The organism is Microbacterium oxydans, from assembly GCF_000956525.1.
GTDB classification, from domain to species: Bacteria; Actinomycetota; Actinomycetes; order Actinomycetales; family Microbacteriaceae; genus Microbacterium; species Microbacterium oxydans_A.
In genome coordinates this window covers 138417-152067 of the sequence record NZ_JYIW01000019.1, presented here as the reverse complement: position 1 = coordinate 152067, position 13651 = coordinate 138417, and the positions used below count along the sequence as shown (strand labels likewise).

The following is a 13651-nucleotide window of genomic DNA, read 5'->3' as shown; positions in this document are numbered from 1 at the left end:
ATGGCAAGACGGCGACTGCGCTACTACGGTTCGGGGGACTTTGCGACGTACTGGCAGGTCGATGATGCGGCATCGATCTTGCGAGACTTTGACCATGGCGCACCGCTCATTGACGCGACGGACGCCATCGAACTGTACAACGCTCACCGGTTCGAGGATTCGGGCTTCGTGCCAGTGTCGATGGCGGAGGGGGACCGCTTCGTCCTATCCGAACAGAGCGCTCGCGCCAAGAGCGCCGTCGCCCGCTTTTTCACTGAGGTGAATGAGGCCAACGTGCGTGATCTTGTTCAGGGAGTCCCGCGCGAGTATCACTCCGACGCGCTCACGCTGCTGGGTAGCAATCGTGCGTTCGAGCGCTGCAGCCCGGAGGTAATGCTCGCTGTACTTGTGGGCAACGGCATCCATCTGAGCGAGATGTTGTCGAACAAGGCGTTGGTGAAGGCGTACGACTCGAGTCTTCGAGAGCTACTTCTGAACGATTCGAAGAACGCCGAGTTGCTCATACGGCAGCTCTTTTCAAAGGACAGGCGGAATGCGCGCTACCTTCCTAGATCGCTCACGGCCGCAGACTCTCGGGAGCTGATGGCCAGTTATGTTCGAGCCGAAGAAGCCAACTCGAACTACCTGCGTCTCATAGAAACTGCCCCAATCAGCGAGAAGACTACCGGCGTTGATGCTCGCTTGAAGCTTGAGGCCAAGCGGCGCCGGGATCGCGAGACCGAGGCGATCTTCAAACAGAACCCCGGCATCAAGTCGGGTGCCGAGCTCCGGATCGTTGACGACCAAGCAGAGCCTGTCGTGTCGGACATCGATGGCATGGTGGTGCACTCCTCGTACAGTCGGGAATGGCTAGAGAAGACGACAGACAACCCGAGCATTCTGAACAACTTTCAGCACCTCTTCGAGTTCACCGACGAGAACGTGCTGCTCTCCCTTCCGTCTCACCAGGCAGAGTTGGGCGTTTTCGAGCGTTTCATGATGACGACCGGACAGACCGACTATCACATCGGTGCGGCATACCGGGTTCGAGACATGTTGTCGACGCTGCAGACGCAACTCGCGCTGAGCTTCCTGGAGAGCCAAGACGTCGAACTAGAATCCGTCGTTTCGTGGTTCTTTCACGACTACCTCCCTGATGAGTTCGGCGCCCGAGGATTCTCGTTCAGGGCATCCGCTAGAGGATCCAGCTTCCTTGAGAAGACACGACACTTGCTTGTCGAGATGGAGAGCGTAGTTCGTCAGTTCGCACTCTACGCAGAAGACGGTGAGATCGACCGCGAACTGCTCGGAATCGCTTCCGACAACGTCCGCTACCACCAGGTGCCGAGCCTGTTGGACAAGAAGTACCTCTACTCGAGCAATGCGCCGGAAATCGAGGGGATCCTTTACGCCCTGTTCTCGGACCAGTCGGCGATGAACTACATCAGCGAGGATCTGCAAGCCGACGATCTGGCCACGCTACTCCTCCGCAACCAGGTCACCTACGACCAGTTTGAAGAGCATCAGAGGCCGACGCTTGACCAGCTCATCGGCCTCGGAGTCTTGCGGAACTCCGGCAACCGGGTTCAGGTTGGGAGCGCGCCCCAGTTCCTAATCCTTCGGTCCTTGGTTTCGAACGAAGCGGCAAGCTATATCCATCTCACAGAGCGTGCCCGCGCTGCAGCAGACGAGATGGTGGACCGAGGGTGGCTACGGCTGGCCGCTAGCTTGCTCACGACCGCCGAAGCCAGCTACTTCAACTATCAGCTCAATAAATCGCAGTTTCACAATGGGCCTGAGATCCGTAACAAGTACCTGCACGGTTCGCAGGCGGATCTAGACGGTCCAGGCGCCCACTTCGAGGCGTACATCACAACACTGAAGCTCACCATCGCCCTAGTCATCAAGATCAACGACGAGTTCGTGTCTGCAGCGATGCTTGTGGAGGGCGAAGAACGCGAACTGTAGCGACAGTTCGCCACGGGTCACGAGCTCCACGACCAGGCATCGTGCCGGGCATCCCGCAACGCCTCCCCGAGGCGTCCTTCGTAGAGCAGCGTGATGTTGCGGGGCGGGTCCTCTTCGGGCAATGCGGCGTTCAACCACTGCGCCCACGTCCAGGGGTCGTCTGCCCCCGTCTGGAGAACGACAAGACTTCCCGCAGCCCCTCAACGACCTTTCCGTCCAAGAGCTGGAATGACGGGAAGAGGTAAACGCCGTCGTCGGTGTGCAGCATGAGGAGACGGAGCGTGCGTCCACCCTCCATGACCTCCTCCTCCGACCATCCGAGTGCGCGGGCCACGCTCGACACCGTGTAGCACGGGCCGACAATCTCAGCCCACGGGTTCGGTGCATCCTCGGTCATGACTCTTCCTCACGGTTACGGGTGTGGCGGCGCCGGACGTCTTCGATGAGCTCGTCGAGGGTGCGGGCTCCGTCGATGTAGTCCTGAGCGTCCCGGAGCGCCCGAGTAGAGGGCTTCAATCCGCCAAGGACGCCCGAGTGCAGGGCTTCAGCGGTACTGTGCATCCGCTGCTCTCTCGTGCGACGAGAGTCCTCCGAGTAGCCGCGGAGTATCGCCAGGCTCGGGGTCGCCATCCTCAGGTTCTTCATGTCGAGGATCCCGAGGTTCCACTCGTGGCCCTCGCGTCCGAGGCTCGCCACGCGGCGGCCGTCCGGGGTCTTGCCGCCTGCCCCGACGTGCATGTGGCCGTGCGTGAGCAGCTCGGGGCGCACGGCATCCCAGACTTCGCTGATTCGCGCGCGTGATGCCGCGGACGCCTCCAACGCCGCCTTCGTGAACCAATGCGGGTTCTTCCGCAGGGTCTCACGGACAGCGCGGACAGGCGTGCCTGCCGGAGACTCGTGCGTGAGCATCAGGTCCGCGGGACCTCCGGCGATGGCCTCGGCGACCTGGGTGTCGGTGATGGCCTCGTCCGGCCACCACGTCAATCCTTCCTGCCTGGACTCGCGGTCGACGGATGAGGCGCCGCCGAGCGACAACACGGAGCGCCCGCCGATGGTGAGGCGTGCCGGCCGCGGGAGTATCCAGGTGAGCTCGGAGACCTTCACGGCTTCGCCGGAGTGCTGCTCAAGGAGCGGGGTGATCTCGTCCCACTGCTCGTGGTTCCCAAGCGTGACGTAGAAGCGGGTGATGGAGGTCTTGGCGAAGATCTCGTCGACCGCACGAGGAGGCATCCACCAGTCACCGAGATGCAACAGCGTCGTCACGTCGGGCGCAATATAAGGCAGCGCTCGGGAAATCATCCGAGCCCACCCCTGGTTACCATGCCAATCTCCACAGACCGCCACTCGCTGGTCGGGTAGATCAATGTCCTTCGCGTGGTCGCGTGTCTGCATGATGCCTCCGAATCCAGGTATACCGGGTTTGACGCTTATGCAACACTGTGCGTTCCGGAGCGCGCTGCTCGCGGGACCCCTTGCTGGTGCGTGTGCATGGTGTAGCGAGCGGTCACCTGCTGTTTCGGACTCTTGCCGGCGACTGTTTCAAGCGCTGTCGAGCTCGGGCTCATCGCGGCGTTGCCTGATGCGGCTTCACGGTGTCGCTGCTGCGCGCACATCCCGAGTCCAGCATGGAGCTGGGGGCCAGTATCTGAAGCAGAGGTGGGGGTCAGCTTCGGAAGCGCAAGTGGATGCAGGTTCAGCGCAGAGCGAGGATCCGACCCTCCGGGTCATACTCACCCTGGAGGGTAGGTGTGCGACCGTCTTCTCTGGCTACGGCAGGGAGGGAGGGCCAATCATCCTTGAGAACTTCAGTCTGAAGTAACTCAAGAATGTCCGGAGTAACTCTGGAAGTCACATGGAGGGACTGACGGGAATCGAACCCGCGCTATCTGCTTGGGAAGCAGAAGTTCTGCCATTGAACTACAGTCCCGTACCTGCATCCGAGGAGCGGGTGAACGCAAGCCTACCCGCCCGCCGCCGGTTGGCCAAAGCACGGCGGATGGACGGACGGGCAGGCAGGGTGCCCGAGGGCGAACCCGTCAGGCGATGATATCCAGCGGATGCTCGAGCAGGTCGGTCAGCATCGCGAGGAACTTCGCGGCCAGCGCCCCGTCGATGATGCGGTGGTCGGCGGAGAGCGTGTACCGCATCCGCCGTCGCACCTCGACGGCTCCGTCGATGACGACCGGCTCTTCCATCGCGGCGCCGACGGCGAGGATCGCACCCTCCGGTGGGTTGATGATCGCGGTGAACTGCTCGACGCCGAACATCCCGAGGTTGCTGATCGTGAATGTGCCGCCGGCCATGTCATCGGCGGTGAGCCCGCGCTCCTTCGCGCGTTCCGCCAGTCGCCGGGAGTCCGCCGCGATCTGCGACGCGGGCTTGCGGTCGGCGTCGGAGATGACGGGGACGACGAGTCCGGCATCCGAGGCGACCGCGATCCCGATGTTCACGCGCCCGTGCTGGAGCGTCGCGCCCGAGCCCTCAGGCGAGTACGAGGCGTTGACGCCGGGGAACGCCGTGAGCGCGATCGCGCACGCGCGCACCACCAGGTCGTTCACGCTGATGCGGGCACGTCCTGCCGCGTCGAGGCGGGCGTTGAGCTCGGCCCGGAGCGCGAGGAGGTCGTCGACGACGGCAACGGACGCGACGGTGAAATGCGGCACGGATGCTGCGCTCTCGGTGAGGCGCCGGCTGATCACCTGACGGGTGCGATCGAACGGCACCGCGGTGGACTGCCGTGCGTCGTCGGAGCCCCGCGGCTCCGGAGCAGTCGGCTGAGCGACGGATGCCGCGGCCTGCGGCACCGAGAGACGATCGAGGTCGGCGCGGACGATCCGCCCGCCGGGGCCCGACCCCTCGATGTGCGCGAGATCGATCGCGTGCTCCCTGGCGAGCCGACGCACCAGGGGAGTGGCAAGCACTCGGGCGGATGCTTCGGTCGGCACCTCGGGCTCCGGAACCGGCACGCCGGCATCCGCGACCGGCGCCTCGGCATCCGGAACCGGCGCGGCACTCGGACTCGCAGGCTTCCCGTCGTCGAGCAACGCGATGACCATGCCGATCGTGGCCTGCTCGCCTTCCGGCACGAGGATCTCGCGCAGGATGCCGGCCTCGTACGCCTCGTACTCCATGGTGGCCTTGTCGGTCTCGATCTCGACGAGGATGTCGCCGATCGCGACCTGGTCGCCCGGTTGCTTGTGCCAGGTGGCGATCGCGCCCTCCTCCATGGTGTCGGAGAGGCGGGGCATGAGGATGTCGATCATCGGGGGTCCTTCTGCGAACGGTGGCCGACGGCGGCGAGGGTCTGCCGGATGGCGGTGGCCACATCATCGGATGAGGGGAGCGCCGCGGTCTCGAGCGGCTTCGAGTAGGGGAGCGGCACCTCGGCCATGGCCACCCGGCGCACCGGGGCATCGAGCCAGTCGAACGCGCCGTCCGAGATCGTGGCGGCGATCTCTGCGCCGATGCCGTACGTCAGCCAGTCGTCTTCCAGCACGACGGCGCAGTGCGTCTTCTGCACCGACGCGATCACGGTCTCCCGATCGAGCGGCCGCAGGCTCCGCAGGTCGACCACCTCCACCGAGATCCCGTCGGTCTCGGCGAGGCGCTCAGCCACGTCGAGGGCGACGGCCGCCATCCGCGAATAGGCGACCACGGTGATGTCGGCGCCGGTGCGGGTGATGGCCGCGCGGCCGATCTCGGCCGGGGTGTCATCGTCGGGCACCTCGCCCTTCGTGTTGTACAGGGCCAGGTTCTCGAGGAAGAGCACGGGGTCGTCGTCGCGGATCGCGGCGAGCAGCAGTGCTTTCGCGTCTGCAGGACTCGACGGTGCGACGACCTTCATGCCGGGCACGAAGGCGTAGTACAGCTCGATGTTCTGCGAGTGCGTCGCGCCGAGCTGCTGACCGCCGCCGCCTGGCGTGCGGATCACGAGCGGCACGCGCGCCTGCCCGCCGAACATGCCGTAGATCTTGGCGGCATGGTTCACGATCTGGTCGAGCGCGAGCAGCGAGAAGTTGATCGTCATGATCTCGACGACAGGGCGCAGGCCCAGCATCGCCGCGCCGATCGCGGCACCGGTGAATCCCTCCTCGGCGATCGGGGTGTCGCGCACCCGTTTCTCGCCGAACTCGTCGAGGAGTCCTGCCGTGATCTTGTACGAGCCCTCGAAGACGCCGATCTCCTCGCCGAGGAGCAGCACGTCTGGGTCGCGCAGCATCTCCGCACGGAGGGTGTCGTGCAGTGCCTGCCGGTAGGTCATGATGCTCATGCGGATGCTCCGTTCGAGGTGCGGGATGCCGAGCCGAGGGGCGCGGGGGTGAACAGCGGTTCTCCCGGCAGGCGGCGCGAATCGTTGGGCACCGGGGTCGCGTAGGTGTAATCGAAGAGGGTGTCGACGGAGGGGTGCGGGCTGGCCTCGGCGAAGGCGACGGCATCCGCGACGACGTGCATGGCGTCAGCGTCGATCTCGGTGATGAGTTCGTCGGTGAGCAGGCCGTCGGCAGCCAGGCGCACCGCGAAGGCCGCGATCGGGTCGGCGGCCTTGAGCGCCTCGGCCTCGTCGCGCGTGCGGTACTTGGCGGGGTCGACGACGGAGTGCCCCTTCAGTCGTTCGCTCACGGTCTCGAGCAGGAACGGACGGCCCGACCTGGCCGATGCCAGCGCAGCGAGTGCGGCCTCGCGTACCGCGACGGGGTCGTTCCCGTCGACGCGGGCGGACGGCATCCGATACGAGGCAGCGCGCTTGTAGAGCTCCGGCTCGCCGGCGGCCTTCTCGACGGTCGTGCCCATGCCGAGGCCGTTGTTGACGACCACGTAGACGATCGGGAGGTTCCAGAGCGCGGCGATGTTGAGGGATTCGTGGAAGGCGCCGATGTTCGTGGTTCCATCGCCCATGACGCAGACGACGGCCTCGGTCCCGCCGCGGTAGTCGATGGCGAGGGCGGCGCCGGTCGCGAGCGGCACCTGGCCGCCGACGATGCCGTAGCCGCCGAGCAGCCGCGCCTCGAGGTCGAACAGGTGCATGGAGCCGCCCCATCCCTTCGAGACGCCGTCGCGGCGACCGTAGAGCTCGGCCATGATGCGGCCGGGGGCGATGTTCCGCCCGATCGCGTACCCGTGTTCGCGGTAGTTCGTGAAGAGGTAGTCGCTCGGATCCATCGCCGACATCAGGCCGGTGACCGTTGCCTCCTCGCCGAGGTTGAGGTGGCAGTAGCCGCCGATCTCGGCCTGGGTGTAGGCGCGGGCGGCCCGCTCCTCGAATCGGCGGATCAGCACCATCTGGCGGTAGAAGTCGAGGAGGGCATCGGTGTCCCTCGTCTCGGTGCGGGGCGTCGGGGTCTCCGTGCGCCGCTTGGCAGCCGATGTGCGCGTGGCCATGCGGACCTCCTAATAATGAAACGAATCCGTCTCATTATATGATGGGAGGGGGGGCGCAGATCGCATCGCTCCGAATCGAGGAGAATCATGGATGCCGCGTCAGCAGGAGCCCCGCGCAAGCGCGGCCGACCGACGCCGGAAGAACGTGAGGAGCGCCGCGACCAGATCCTCGATGCGGCCGTCGCGCTGTTCGTCGCCCGAGGGCTCGGGCAGGTGACGATCGACGAGATCGCGGCAGCCTCCCGCGTGACGAAACGCACCATCTACACGTACTTCGGCGACAGGACAGAGGTGTTCACGGCAGTCATCGAACGCTTCAGGACCAGGGCGCTCTCGGAGTCGGATGCCGCGGCCTCGACCCTCCTCGACGCCGCCGCGCGCCTGGTGTTCGTGCTGCACTCCGACGACGCGGTCGGCATGCATCGGCTGATGATCGGCGAGTCCGCGCAGTTCCCTGACCTGGCGGCGCGCTTCTACACCAGCGGGCCGGAGGGGTACATCGGGATGCTGCAGCAGCACCTCGCGGGCGACGACAGCGCCGAGCGCGCAGAAGCCCTCTTCGGCCTCCTGCTCGGCGAACCGCACCGGCGCCGGCTGCTCGGCCTGACCGCTGCGCCGAACCGTGCGGATGCGCTGGCTCAAGCCGAGCGCGCGCTGCGGCTGCTCGGACATCAGGGCGGCACGCAGCAGTGATCGTCGAAGTCTTGTTGCGCGATGAGGCGCGAAGACGGGGCGCGGAGTAGTTTCCGGCCCCGTCCGAGAACTTACTGTTCGCGTCGAGAGTGGTCGCGAAGTCGGGTACCCATCGTCATGGCCGCGAACAGCGCGACTGCGACAACAGCGAGACCAGCTGCCACGATAAACGCGCTATCGCGGCCTGTGCTCACTCCGAAGACGACAGCACCCGCAGCGCACGCCGCCGCGATAACAATGCCGATCCACCACAATGTCCTCGCGGTGCTTGCATTTTGTGCTTGATTCATTTTGTTTCCTTGCGATCTGAGTCAGCTCTTGGAGCAGACAAAGGTGCCATTCAGCGACCGTTACGCTTTGCGCGCTTCATACGTTCCCCCTGGGATTCCGACCCAGCAGCGGCGCTGGATGGTTGGTCCAACGTACAGAGTAGAAATTCCCGCGCGCCCCACGAACTGGGGGTATTGGGCTCAAGCGTCGCCAAGCTTCCCGCAAGTGGTTGCTCGGGTGTATTGCGCTCATGCCATGGGTATCTCCGTGCCCGGCGTCTATCGGTTTTGCCTCGAAGGCTCGGCGGATGTGTCAGTGACCTCGGACATCAGGGCGGCACGGGCAACTAGGCTGAACCCGTGCTTCTCAGCGATCGCGACATCAAGGCAGAACTCGCATCAGGCCGCATCGGCCTCGAACCGCACGAGCCGGAGATGATCCAACCGTCGAGCATCGATGTGCGCCTCGACCGGTACTTCCGTCTGTTCGACAACCACAAGTACCCGTTCATCGATCCGTCCGAGGATCAGCCGGAGCTCACGCGCCTGATCGAGGTCGCCCCCGACGAGCCCTTCATCCTGCACCCGGGTGAGTTCGCGCTCGGCGCGACCTTCGAGCAGGTCACCCTGCCCGACGACGTGGCCGCGCGCCTCGAGGGCAAGTCGTCGCTCGGGCGCCTCGGTCTCATCACGCACTCCACCGCCGGGTTCATCGATCCGGGCTTCACCGGACACGTCACGCTCGAGCTCGCGAACGTCGCGACCCTGCCGATCAAGCTGTGGCCCGGCATGAAGATCGGTCAGCTGTGCTTCTTCCGCCTGACATCGCCGGCTGAGAACCCCTACGGTTCGGGTCCGTACGGCAACCGCTACCAGGGGCAGCGTGGACCGACGGCGTCGCGCTCGTTCCAGAACTTCCACAGGACAGACGTCGGGATCACCGACAACGGCGCAGTCGGAGGTTGACATGAGTGATGACGGCACGAACCAGCAGGATCCGCAGACCCCGCCGGACGCTGTCATCCCCCCGGCCCCGCCCGAGACGCCCATCCCGGAGGGGCTCATCTCCGCCGAGCCGGTGATCCCGCCCCCGCCCGCCGACATCCCGCCGGCCGACGACGTCATCCCGCCGCCTCCGCCGGAGGCCATGCTCCCGTCGTCGCGTAGCGCGCGCCGGAAGCCCGCGATCCTCGACGGCGAGCAGCCATCGGCCGTCGCCGATGACTGGGCCACGCCGACGGTCGCGCCCGAGGTGCCGTCATCCGGCGGCTACCGCGGCCTGACCGTGGCGATCTTCGCATTCCTGCTGATCCTGCTCGTCGCGGCGGTCGGTGTCGGCATCTTCCTGGCGACGACCACGACGTTCCCCTTCGCGGCGGGATCCGCGGTCGACGTCACCGCGCAGATCGTCGGCGGGGTGCTGCCGCTCTGAGCGGGCGGATGGCGTGGGAGCTGCGCCCGAGCACGACGGCTGACGCGACCTGGATCGCGGAGCTGCGGGCGGTCGTGCTGTTCGATGACCTGGATCGCCTCGGCCGGTACGACCCGGTCCGGGTGCGGCAGCGTTTCCTCGACGCCTTCGATCCGTCGTCGACTCGGGTGATCATGGTCGACGGCGCGGATGCCGGGTCGATCGCGCTGCGCCGTGACGATGCGGGCGCGGTGTGGGTCGAGCACTTCTACCTCGACCCGGCGATGCAGGGGCGCGGGATCGGATCCGGGGTGCTCGCGCAGGTGCTCGGCGATGCTCAGGCGCAGACGTTCCGACTCAACGTGCTGCAGGGGAGTCCGGCTCGGCGGTTGTACGAACGCGCCGGCTTCGTCGTCGACGACGAGGACGAGGTCGACGTCTTCATGCTGCGCGCGCTGAGTTGACCTGCATCCGCTGACGTGTCGCGAGCAGGTACGCGGGAACCGCGACGAGAACGACCACGACGTGCATCGCCATCAGCGCGATCGCAGCCGACGTCGTCGTGCCGGGGATGAATCGGAGCACGAGCAGCAGGATGTCCGGGATGAACGACGCGACGAGGACGACCGGGACCAGCACCGAAAGGGTGCGGCTCGGGTGCTCTGAGCGGCTGAGCACGAGGCGCCATCCGAGCCAGCCGATGCCGACGCCGAGCACGGTGAAGAGTCCGTACGCGGGTGGGGTGAGCGGACCGTAGCCCGAGGGTGCTCCGGCGGCGACGGCCACGGCGGCGACCGCCGCGTTCAGGAGGATCGCGACGACGGCGGCCGCGAGCAGGGTGATGCCGACGCGCACGCGGGACCGTGTCGTCGGGTGTTCGGTGGGGGCGATGGCGGCCATGAGGGGCTCCTTCAGCAGATGATGCACGCGATATCGGGATCGGTTGGTACCGATATATACGGTACTGCTCGGTACCGAAAGATACAATGGCGACACATGGACACCGAAGAGACCAGAGCGGCGGGGCGTCCTCGCGACCCTGGGCTCGAGCGGAGCATCCTCACTGCCGTGCAGGATCTGCTGATCGAGCACGGGTACGCGGGTATGACGATCTCGGCCGTGGCCACCCGCGCCCGCTGCGGGAAGTCTGCGATCTACCGACGGTGGGAGACGAAGGCGGAGCTCGTGGTCGCCGCCATGCGCGCGCTGCAGGTCACCCCGGACGAGCCCGACACCGGGAGCCTCCGGGAAGACCTGATCGCCGCCGGCATGCACTTCGCCGGCGCGGACGAGCGCGCAGCGACAGTGCTCGCCAGCCTGCTGAGCGAGATCGGACGCGACGAGGAGCTGCGAGACGTGGCCTACCGGCTGATCGGCGGCCCGCCGGTCGCTGCGATCACGGCGGTGATCGAACGGTGGATCGAACGTGGCGTGGTGCCGGCTGACGTGCCGGTCGCGCTCATCGCCGGCATCGTGCCGACCGCGGCGTTCGGCAGCATCAGCCTGCGCCGTCGATCTCTCGACGCGGCGACCGTGACCGATCTCGTCGACCACGTGATGCTCCCGGCGCTGCGCCAGGGGTAGCGCAGAAACGCCCCACCCGACGTCGTGTCCGGTGGGGCGTTCCGTGTGCGCCTGGTGTCAGGCGTCGCGACCGCGGCTGAAGCCGGCGTCGAAACCGCGCTCGTAGGCGTGCTGGGCGTGGCGGGCGGCCCGGAGTGGGCCGCCGTGTCCGCGGTGTCCGTGGTCTCCGTGCTCGCCGTGGCGGGCGTCGCGTCCGTGCTCGCAGCCGTGCTGGTGCTCGCCGCCCTCGCGCGGGCCGAAGCCCTCACGCGGGCCGAAGCCGTGTCCTGGGCCGAAGCCGCGACCGAACGGGCGACCGAAGCCGCGCGGGAAGCCGTGGCCTCGTCCGTGCCCGCCGAAGCCGTGGCGACGTCCTCGGGGGAGAGGAGTCTCCTCGTCCCAGCCGAACGCGCGGGCGATCTTCTCCAGCGAGGCGAGGGTGGTGGCCATCTCCTCCTCGGAGACGGCGTCGGTGACCTTCGAGCGGATGCCGTCGACGATCGCGCCGAGGCGATCCTTCGCGGCGCGACCGTCATCGGTCAGGGCCCAGTCGTCGCCGTCGGCGGTGACCCAGCCGCGCTCGACCAGCTCGTGCAGCTTGTGCTCGTGCAGCGGGCGACGGGCGGGAACAGTGCCGTCGATCACGTTGAGCAGGCGCCAGTCGCGGCGACTCGTGCGCTCGCCTTCGAAGGCGTTGGCGAACTCGGCCGCCATGAGGCGGTCGATGGCCTTCAGCCAGTAGCCGAAGGGGCGGGCGGTGTTGTCGGTGTTGTGTGATTCAGAGGTGTTCATCGGAAAGTCCTTTTGTTGTCAGTGTGCATGTGTATGTCACAGTGCATGTACATGTAGTGTGACATGGAGTAGTGATGCATGTCAAGTCGCATGTAAAATCGTGCTGTGACCTCCGACGACATCGATCCAGCCGAAGCGATCGCCCATGCCCTCTCACGCCTCCGTGGACGGCGGCCGGGCGAGCGCGGTGCGGGCCCGCACGGCTGGCACGGCACGGAACACGGGCATGACCACCCGCACGGCGAGCCCTTCGGCCGCCGCGGATTCCCCGGGGCCCCGCCATGGATGGGTGACCCATCGGCTCGGATCGGCGGGCCGGCCAGGATGCGGATGCTGGAGGCGCTCGCCGCAGCATCCACTCCCCTCAGCGTGAGTGCGCTCGGCGAGGCGATCGGCGTCGATCAGCCCCGTGCCTCCCGCCTCGTGCAGCAGGGGGTCGACCACGGTCTGGTGCGCCGTGAGGCAGACCCCGACGACGCCCGCCGAACCCGCATCGCGCTCACCGATGAGGGTCGTCGTTTCGCGCGTGGCCTGCGCGGCGAGCGGCGTGAGCACCTCGGACGCGCGCTCGAGTCGTTCACCGATGAGGAGCGCATCGAGCTCGCTCGGCTCCTGAACAAGCTCGCCGACAACTGGCAGCGCTGACGCGCAGGTCTGCGGGGAGCTAGTCCGCGCCCTCCACGAACTCGAGCGATGTCTCATCGTCGACCGAGAGCGACAGCACGACCGTCTCGATCGCCTCGTGCGCCTCGATCCGCTGTTCGATGTCGCGCAGCTGCTTGGCCACGTCATGCTCTCTCGCATCGCCGGCCAGATCGATCTCGGCGACGAGGAACAGCCTGTTCGGCCCGACGTACTCGATGTGCAGATAGGTGACGCGCTCGATCTGCGGGAGGCTGAGCAGCGCATCGCCGACTCGCGCGCGCAACGTTGGCGAGGCGTTCGCGCCGACCAGGAACGCGATGTTCCGCCGGATCAGGATGATCGCGACCACGCCGAGCAGCACGCCGACCAGGATCGAGCCGATGGCATCCCAGGCCGCGACGCCGGTGATCTGGTGTAGGAAGATCGCGCCACCGGCGAGGGCCAGGCCGATCAGGGCCGCGGCATCCTCGAAGAACACGGCCCGCAGCGTGGTGTCGCTCGTCTCGAGCACGTAGTCCCACGTCGAGGAGCCGCGCTCCTTCGCGAGGCGGCGGGATTTCACCATCGCCTGCGTGAACGATGCGCCCTCGAGCACGAACGAGATGCCGAGCACGATGTAGGCGACGAGCGGGCTCTCGACCGGTCCCGTCTCCGAGAGCTCCTGGATGCCATGCATGATCGACACGATCGAACCGGCCGTGAAGATGCCGAAGGCGGCGATCAGAGACCACACGAACGCGTTGCGTCCGTAGCCGAGCGGATGCCGGGAGTCCTTCGCCTTGCCCCCTCGGCGGTCGGCGATCAGCAGGAACACCTCGTTGCCGGCATCCGCCCACGAATGCGCGGCCTCGGCGACCATCGACGCCGAGGAGGTGATGATCGCCGCGACCGTCTTGGCGATCGCGACCAGGATGTTGGCGAGGAACGCGATGATCACTGTCACGCGGTCAGG

General features: G+C 66.6%; 15 protein-coding genes and 1 tRNA gene. 7 read left to right on the top strand and 9 right to left on the bottom strand.

Annotated features, from left to right (window positions below):
- Positions 1-1947, top strand: coding sequence for a hypothetical protein (locus RS83_RS04420; protein ID WP_045278304.1), 1947 nt, complete (start codon positions 1-3; stop codon positions 1945-1947).
- Between the two features lie 130 nt (positions 1948-2077).
- Here the strand turns inward: RS83_RS04420 and RS83_RS04415 are convergent, their stop codons facing one another.
- From RS83_RS04415 to pdhA, 6 genes are all read right to left on the bottom strand, one after another.
- Positions 2078-2344, bottom strand: coding sequence for a hypothetical protein (locus RS83_RS04415; RefSeq protein WP_045278303.1), 267 nt, complete (start codon positions 2342-2344; stop codon positions 2078-2080).
- Complete coding sequence (locus tag RS83_RS04410; RefSeq protein WP_045278302.1) at positions 2341-3339, bottom strand: metallophosphoesterase; 999 nt, start codon at positions 3337-3339, stop codon at positions 2341-2343. Before RS83_RS04410 ends, RS83_RS04415 begins: the two co-directional genes overlap by 4 nt.
- Before the next feature lie 461 nt (positions 3340-3800).
- A tRNA-Gly gene (locus RS83_RS04405) sits at positions 3801-3874 on the bottom strand.
- Positions 3875-3983: 109 nt separating this feature from the next.
- Positions 3984-5210, bottom strand: a complete 1227-nt coding sequence (locus RS83_RS04400) for a dihydrolipoamide acetyltransferase family protein (protein WP_045278301.1) — start codon at positions 5208-5210, stop codon at positions 3984-3986.
- Positions 5207-6217: an alpha-ketoacid dehydrogenase subunit beta gene (locus tag RS83_RS04395; protein WP_045278300.1), complete on the bottom strand. Its 1011-nt coding sequence runs from the start codon at positions 6215-6217 to the stop codon at positions 5207-5209. Before RS83_RS04395 ends, RS83_RS04400 begins: the two co-directional genes overlap by 4 nt.
- Positions 6214-7326 (bottom strand): pyruvate dehydrogenase (acetyl-transferring) E1 component subunit alpha, encoded by a 1113-nt coding sequence (pdhA, locus tag RS83_RS04390; protein WP_045278299.1) that lies wholly within the window; start codon positions 7324-7326, stop codon positions 6214-6216. The genes RS83_RS04395 and pdhA overlap by 4 nt, the downstream gene beginning before the upstream one ends.
- Positions 7327-7413: 87 nt before the next feature.
- Between pdhA and RS83_RS04385 the strand changes: the two genes are divergently transcribed.
- From RS83_RS04385 to RS83_RS04370, 4 genes are all read left to right on the top strand, one after another.
- The gene (locus RS83_RS04385) at positions 7414-8019 is read left to right on the top strand and encodes a TetR/AcrR family transcriptional regulator (RefSeq protein ID WP_045278298.1); all 606 of its coding nucleotides are present in this window, start codon (positions 7414-7416) and stop codon (positions 8017-8019) included.
- Between the two features lie 629 nt (positions 8020-8648).
- Complete coding sequence (gene dcd / locus RS83_RS04380) at positions 8649-9254, top strand: dCTP deaminase (protein WP_045278297.1); 606 nt, start codon at positions 8649-8651, stop codon at positions 9252-9254.
- Between the two features lies 1 nt (position 9255).
- Entirely contained in the window at positions 9256-9720 is a 465-nt protein-coding gene (locus tag RS83_RS04375) for a hypothetical protein (RefSeq protein ID WP_045278296.1), read from the top strand.
- 8 nt (positions 9721-9728) lie between these two features.
- A complete protein-coding gene (locus RS83_RS04370) occupies positions 9729-10163 on the top strand; it encodes a GNAT family N-acetyltransferase (protein ID WP_045278295.1) in 435 nt (144 codons plus the stop codon).
- Here the strand turns inward: RS83_RS04370 and RS83_RS04365 are convergent.
- On the bottom strand, positions 10141-10599 hold the full coding sequence (locus RS83_RS04365) for a DUF6069 family protein (RefSeq protein WP_045278294.1): 459 nt from the start codon (positions 10597-10599) through the stop codon (positions 10141-10143). The two genes, RS83_RS04370 and RS83_RS04365, sit on opposite strands and share 23 nt — an antisense overlap.
- A 96-nt stretch (positions 10600-10695) precedes the next feature.
- On the opposite strand from RS83_RS04365, the gene RS83_RS04360 reads away from it, so the two are divergent.
- Entirely contained in the window at positions 10696-11283 is a 588-nt protein-coding gene (locus RS83_RS04360) for a TetR/AcrR family transcriptional regulator (RefSeq protein WP_045278293.1), read from the top strand.
- 57 nt (positions 11284-11340) lie between these two features.
- Here RS83_RS04360 and RS83_RS04355 read toward each other — a convergent pair whose 3' ends face one another.
- Positions 11341-12054 carry a hypothetical protein gene (locus RS83_RS04355; RefSeq protein ID WP_045278292.1) on the bottom strand — a complete coding sequence of 238 codons (714 nt, stop codon included), beginning with the start codon at positions 12052-12054 and terminating at the stop codon, positions 11341-11343.
- Between the two features lie 105 nt (positions 12055-12159).
- On the opposite strand from RS83_RS04355, the gene RS83_RS19065 reads away from it, so the two are divergent.
- Positions 12160-12699, top strand: coding sequence for a MarR family winged helix-turn-helix transcriptional regulator (locus tag RS83_RS19065; RefSeq protein ID WP_231587717.1), 540 nt, complete (start codon positions 12160-12162; stop codon positions 12697-12699).
- 19 nt (positions 12700-12718) lie between these two features.
- On the opposite strand, the gene RS83_RS04345 is transcribed toward RS83_RS19065, so the two are convergent.
- On the bottom strand, positions 12719-13642 hold the full coding sequence (locus RS83_RS04345) for a cation diffusion facilitator family transporter (RefSeq protein ID WP_045278291.1): 924 nt from the start codon (positions 13640-13642) through the stop codon (positions 12719-12721).
- Positions 13643-13651: the final 9 nt, after the last annotated feature.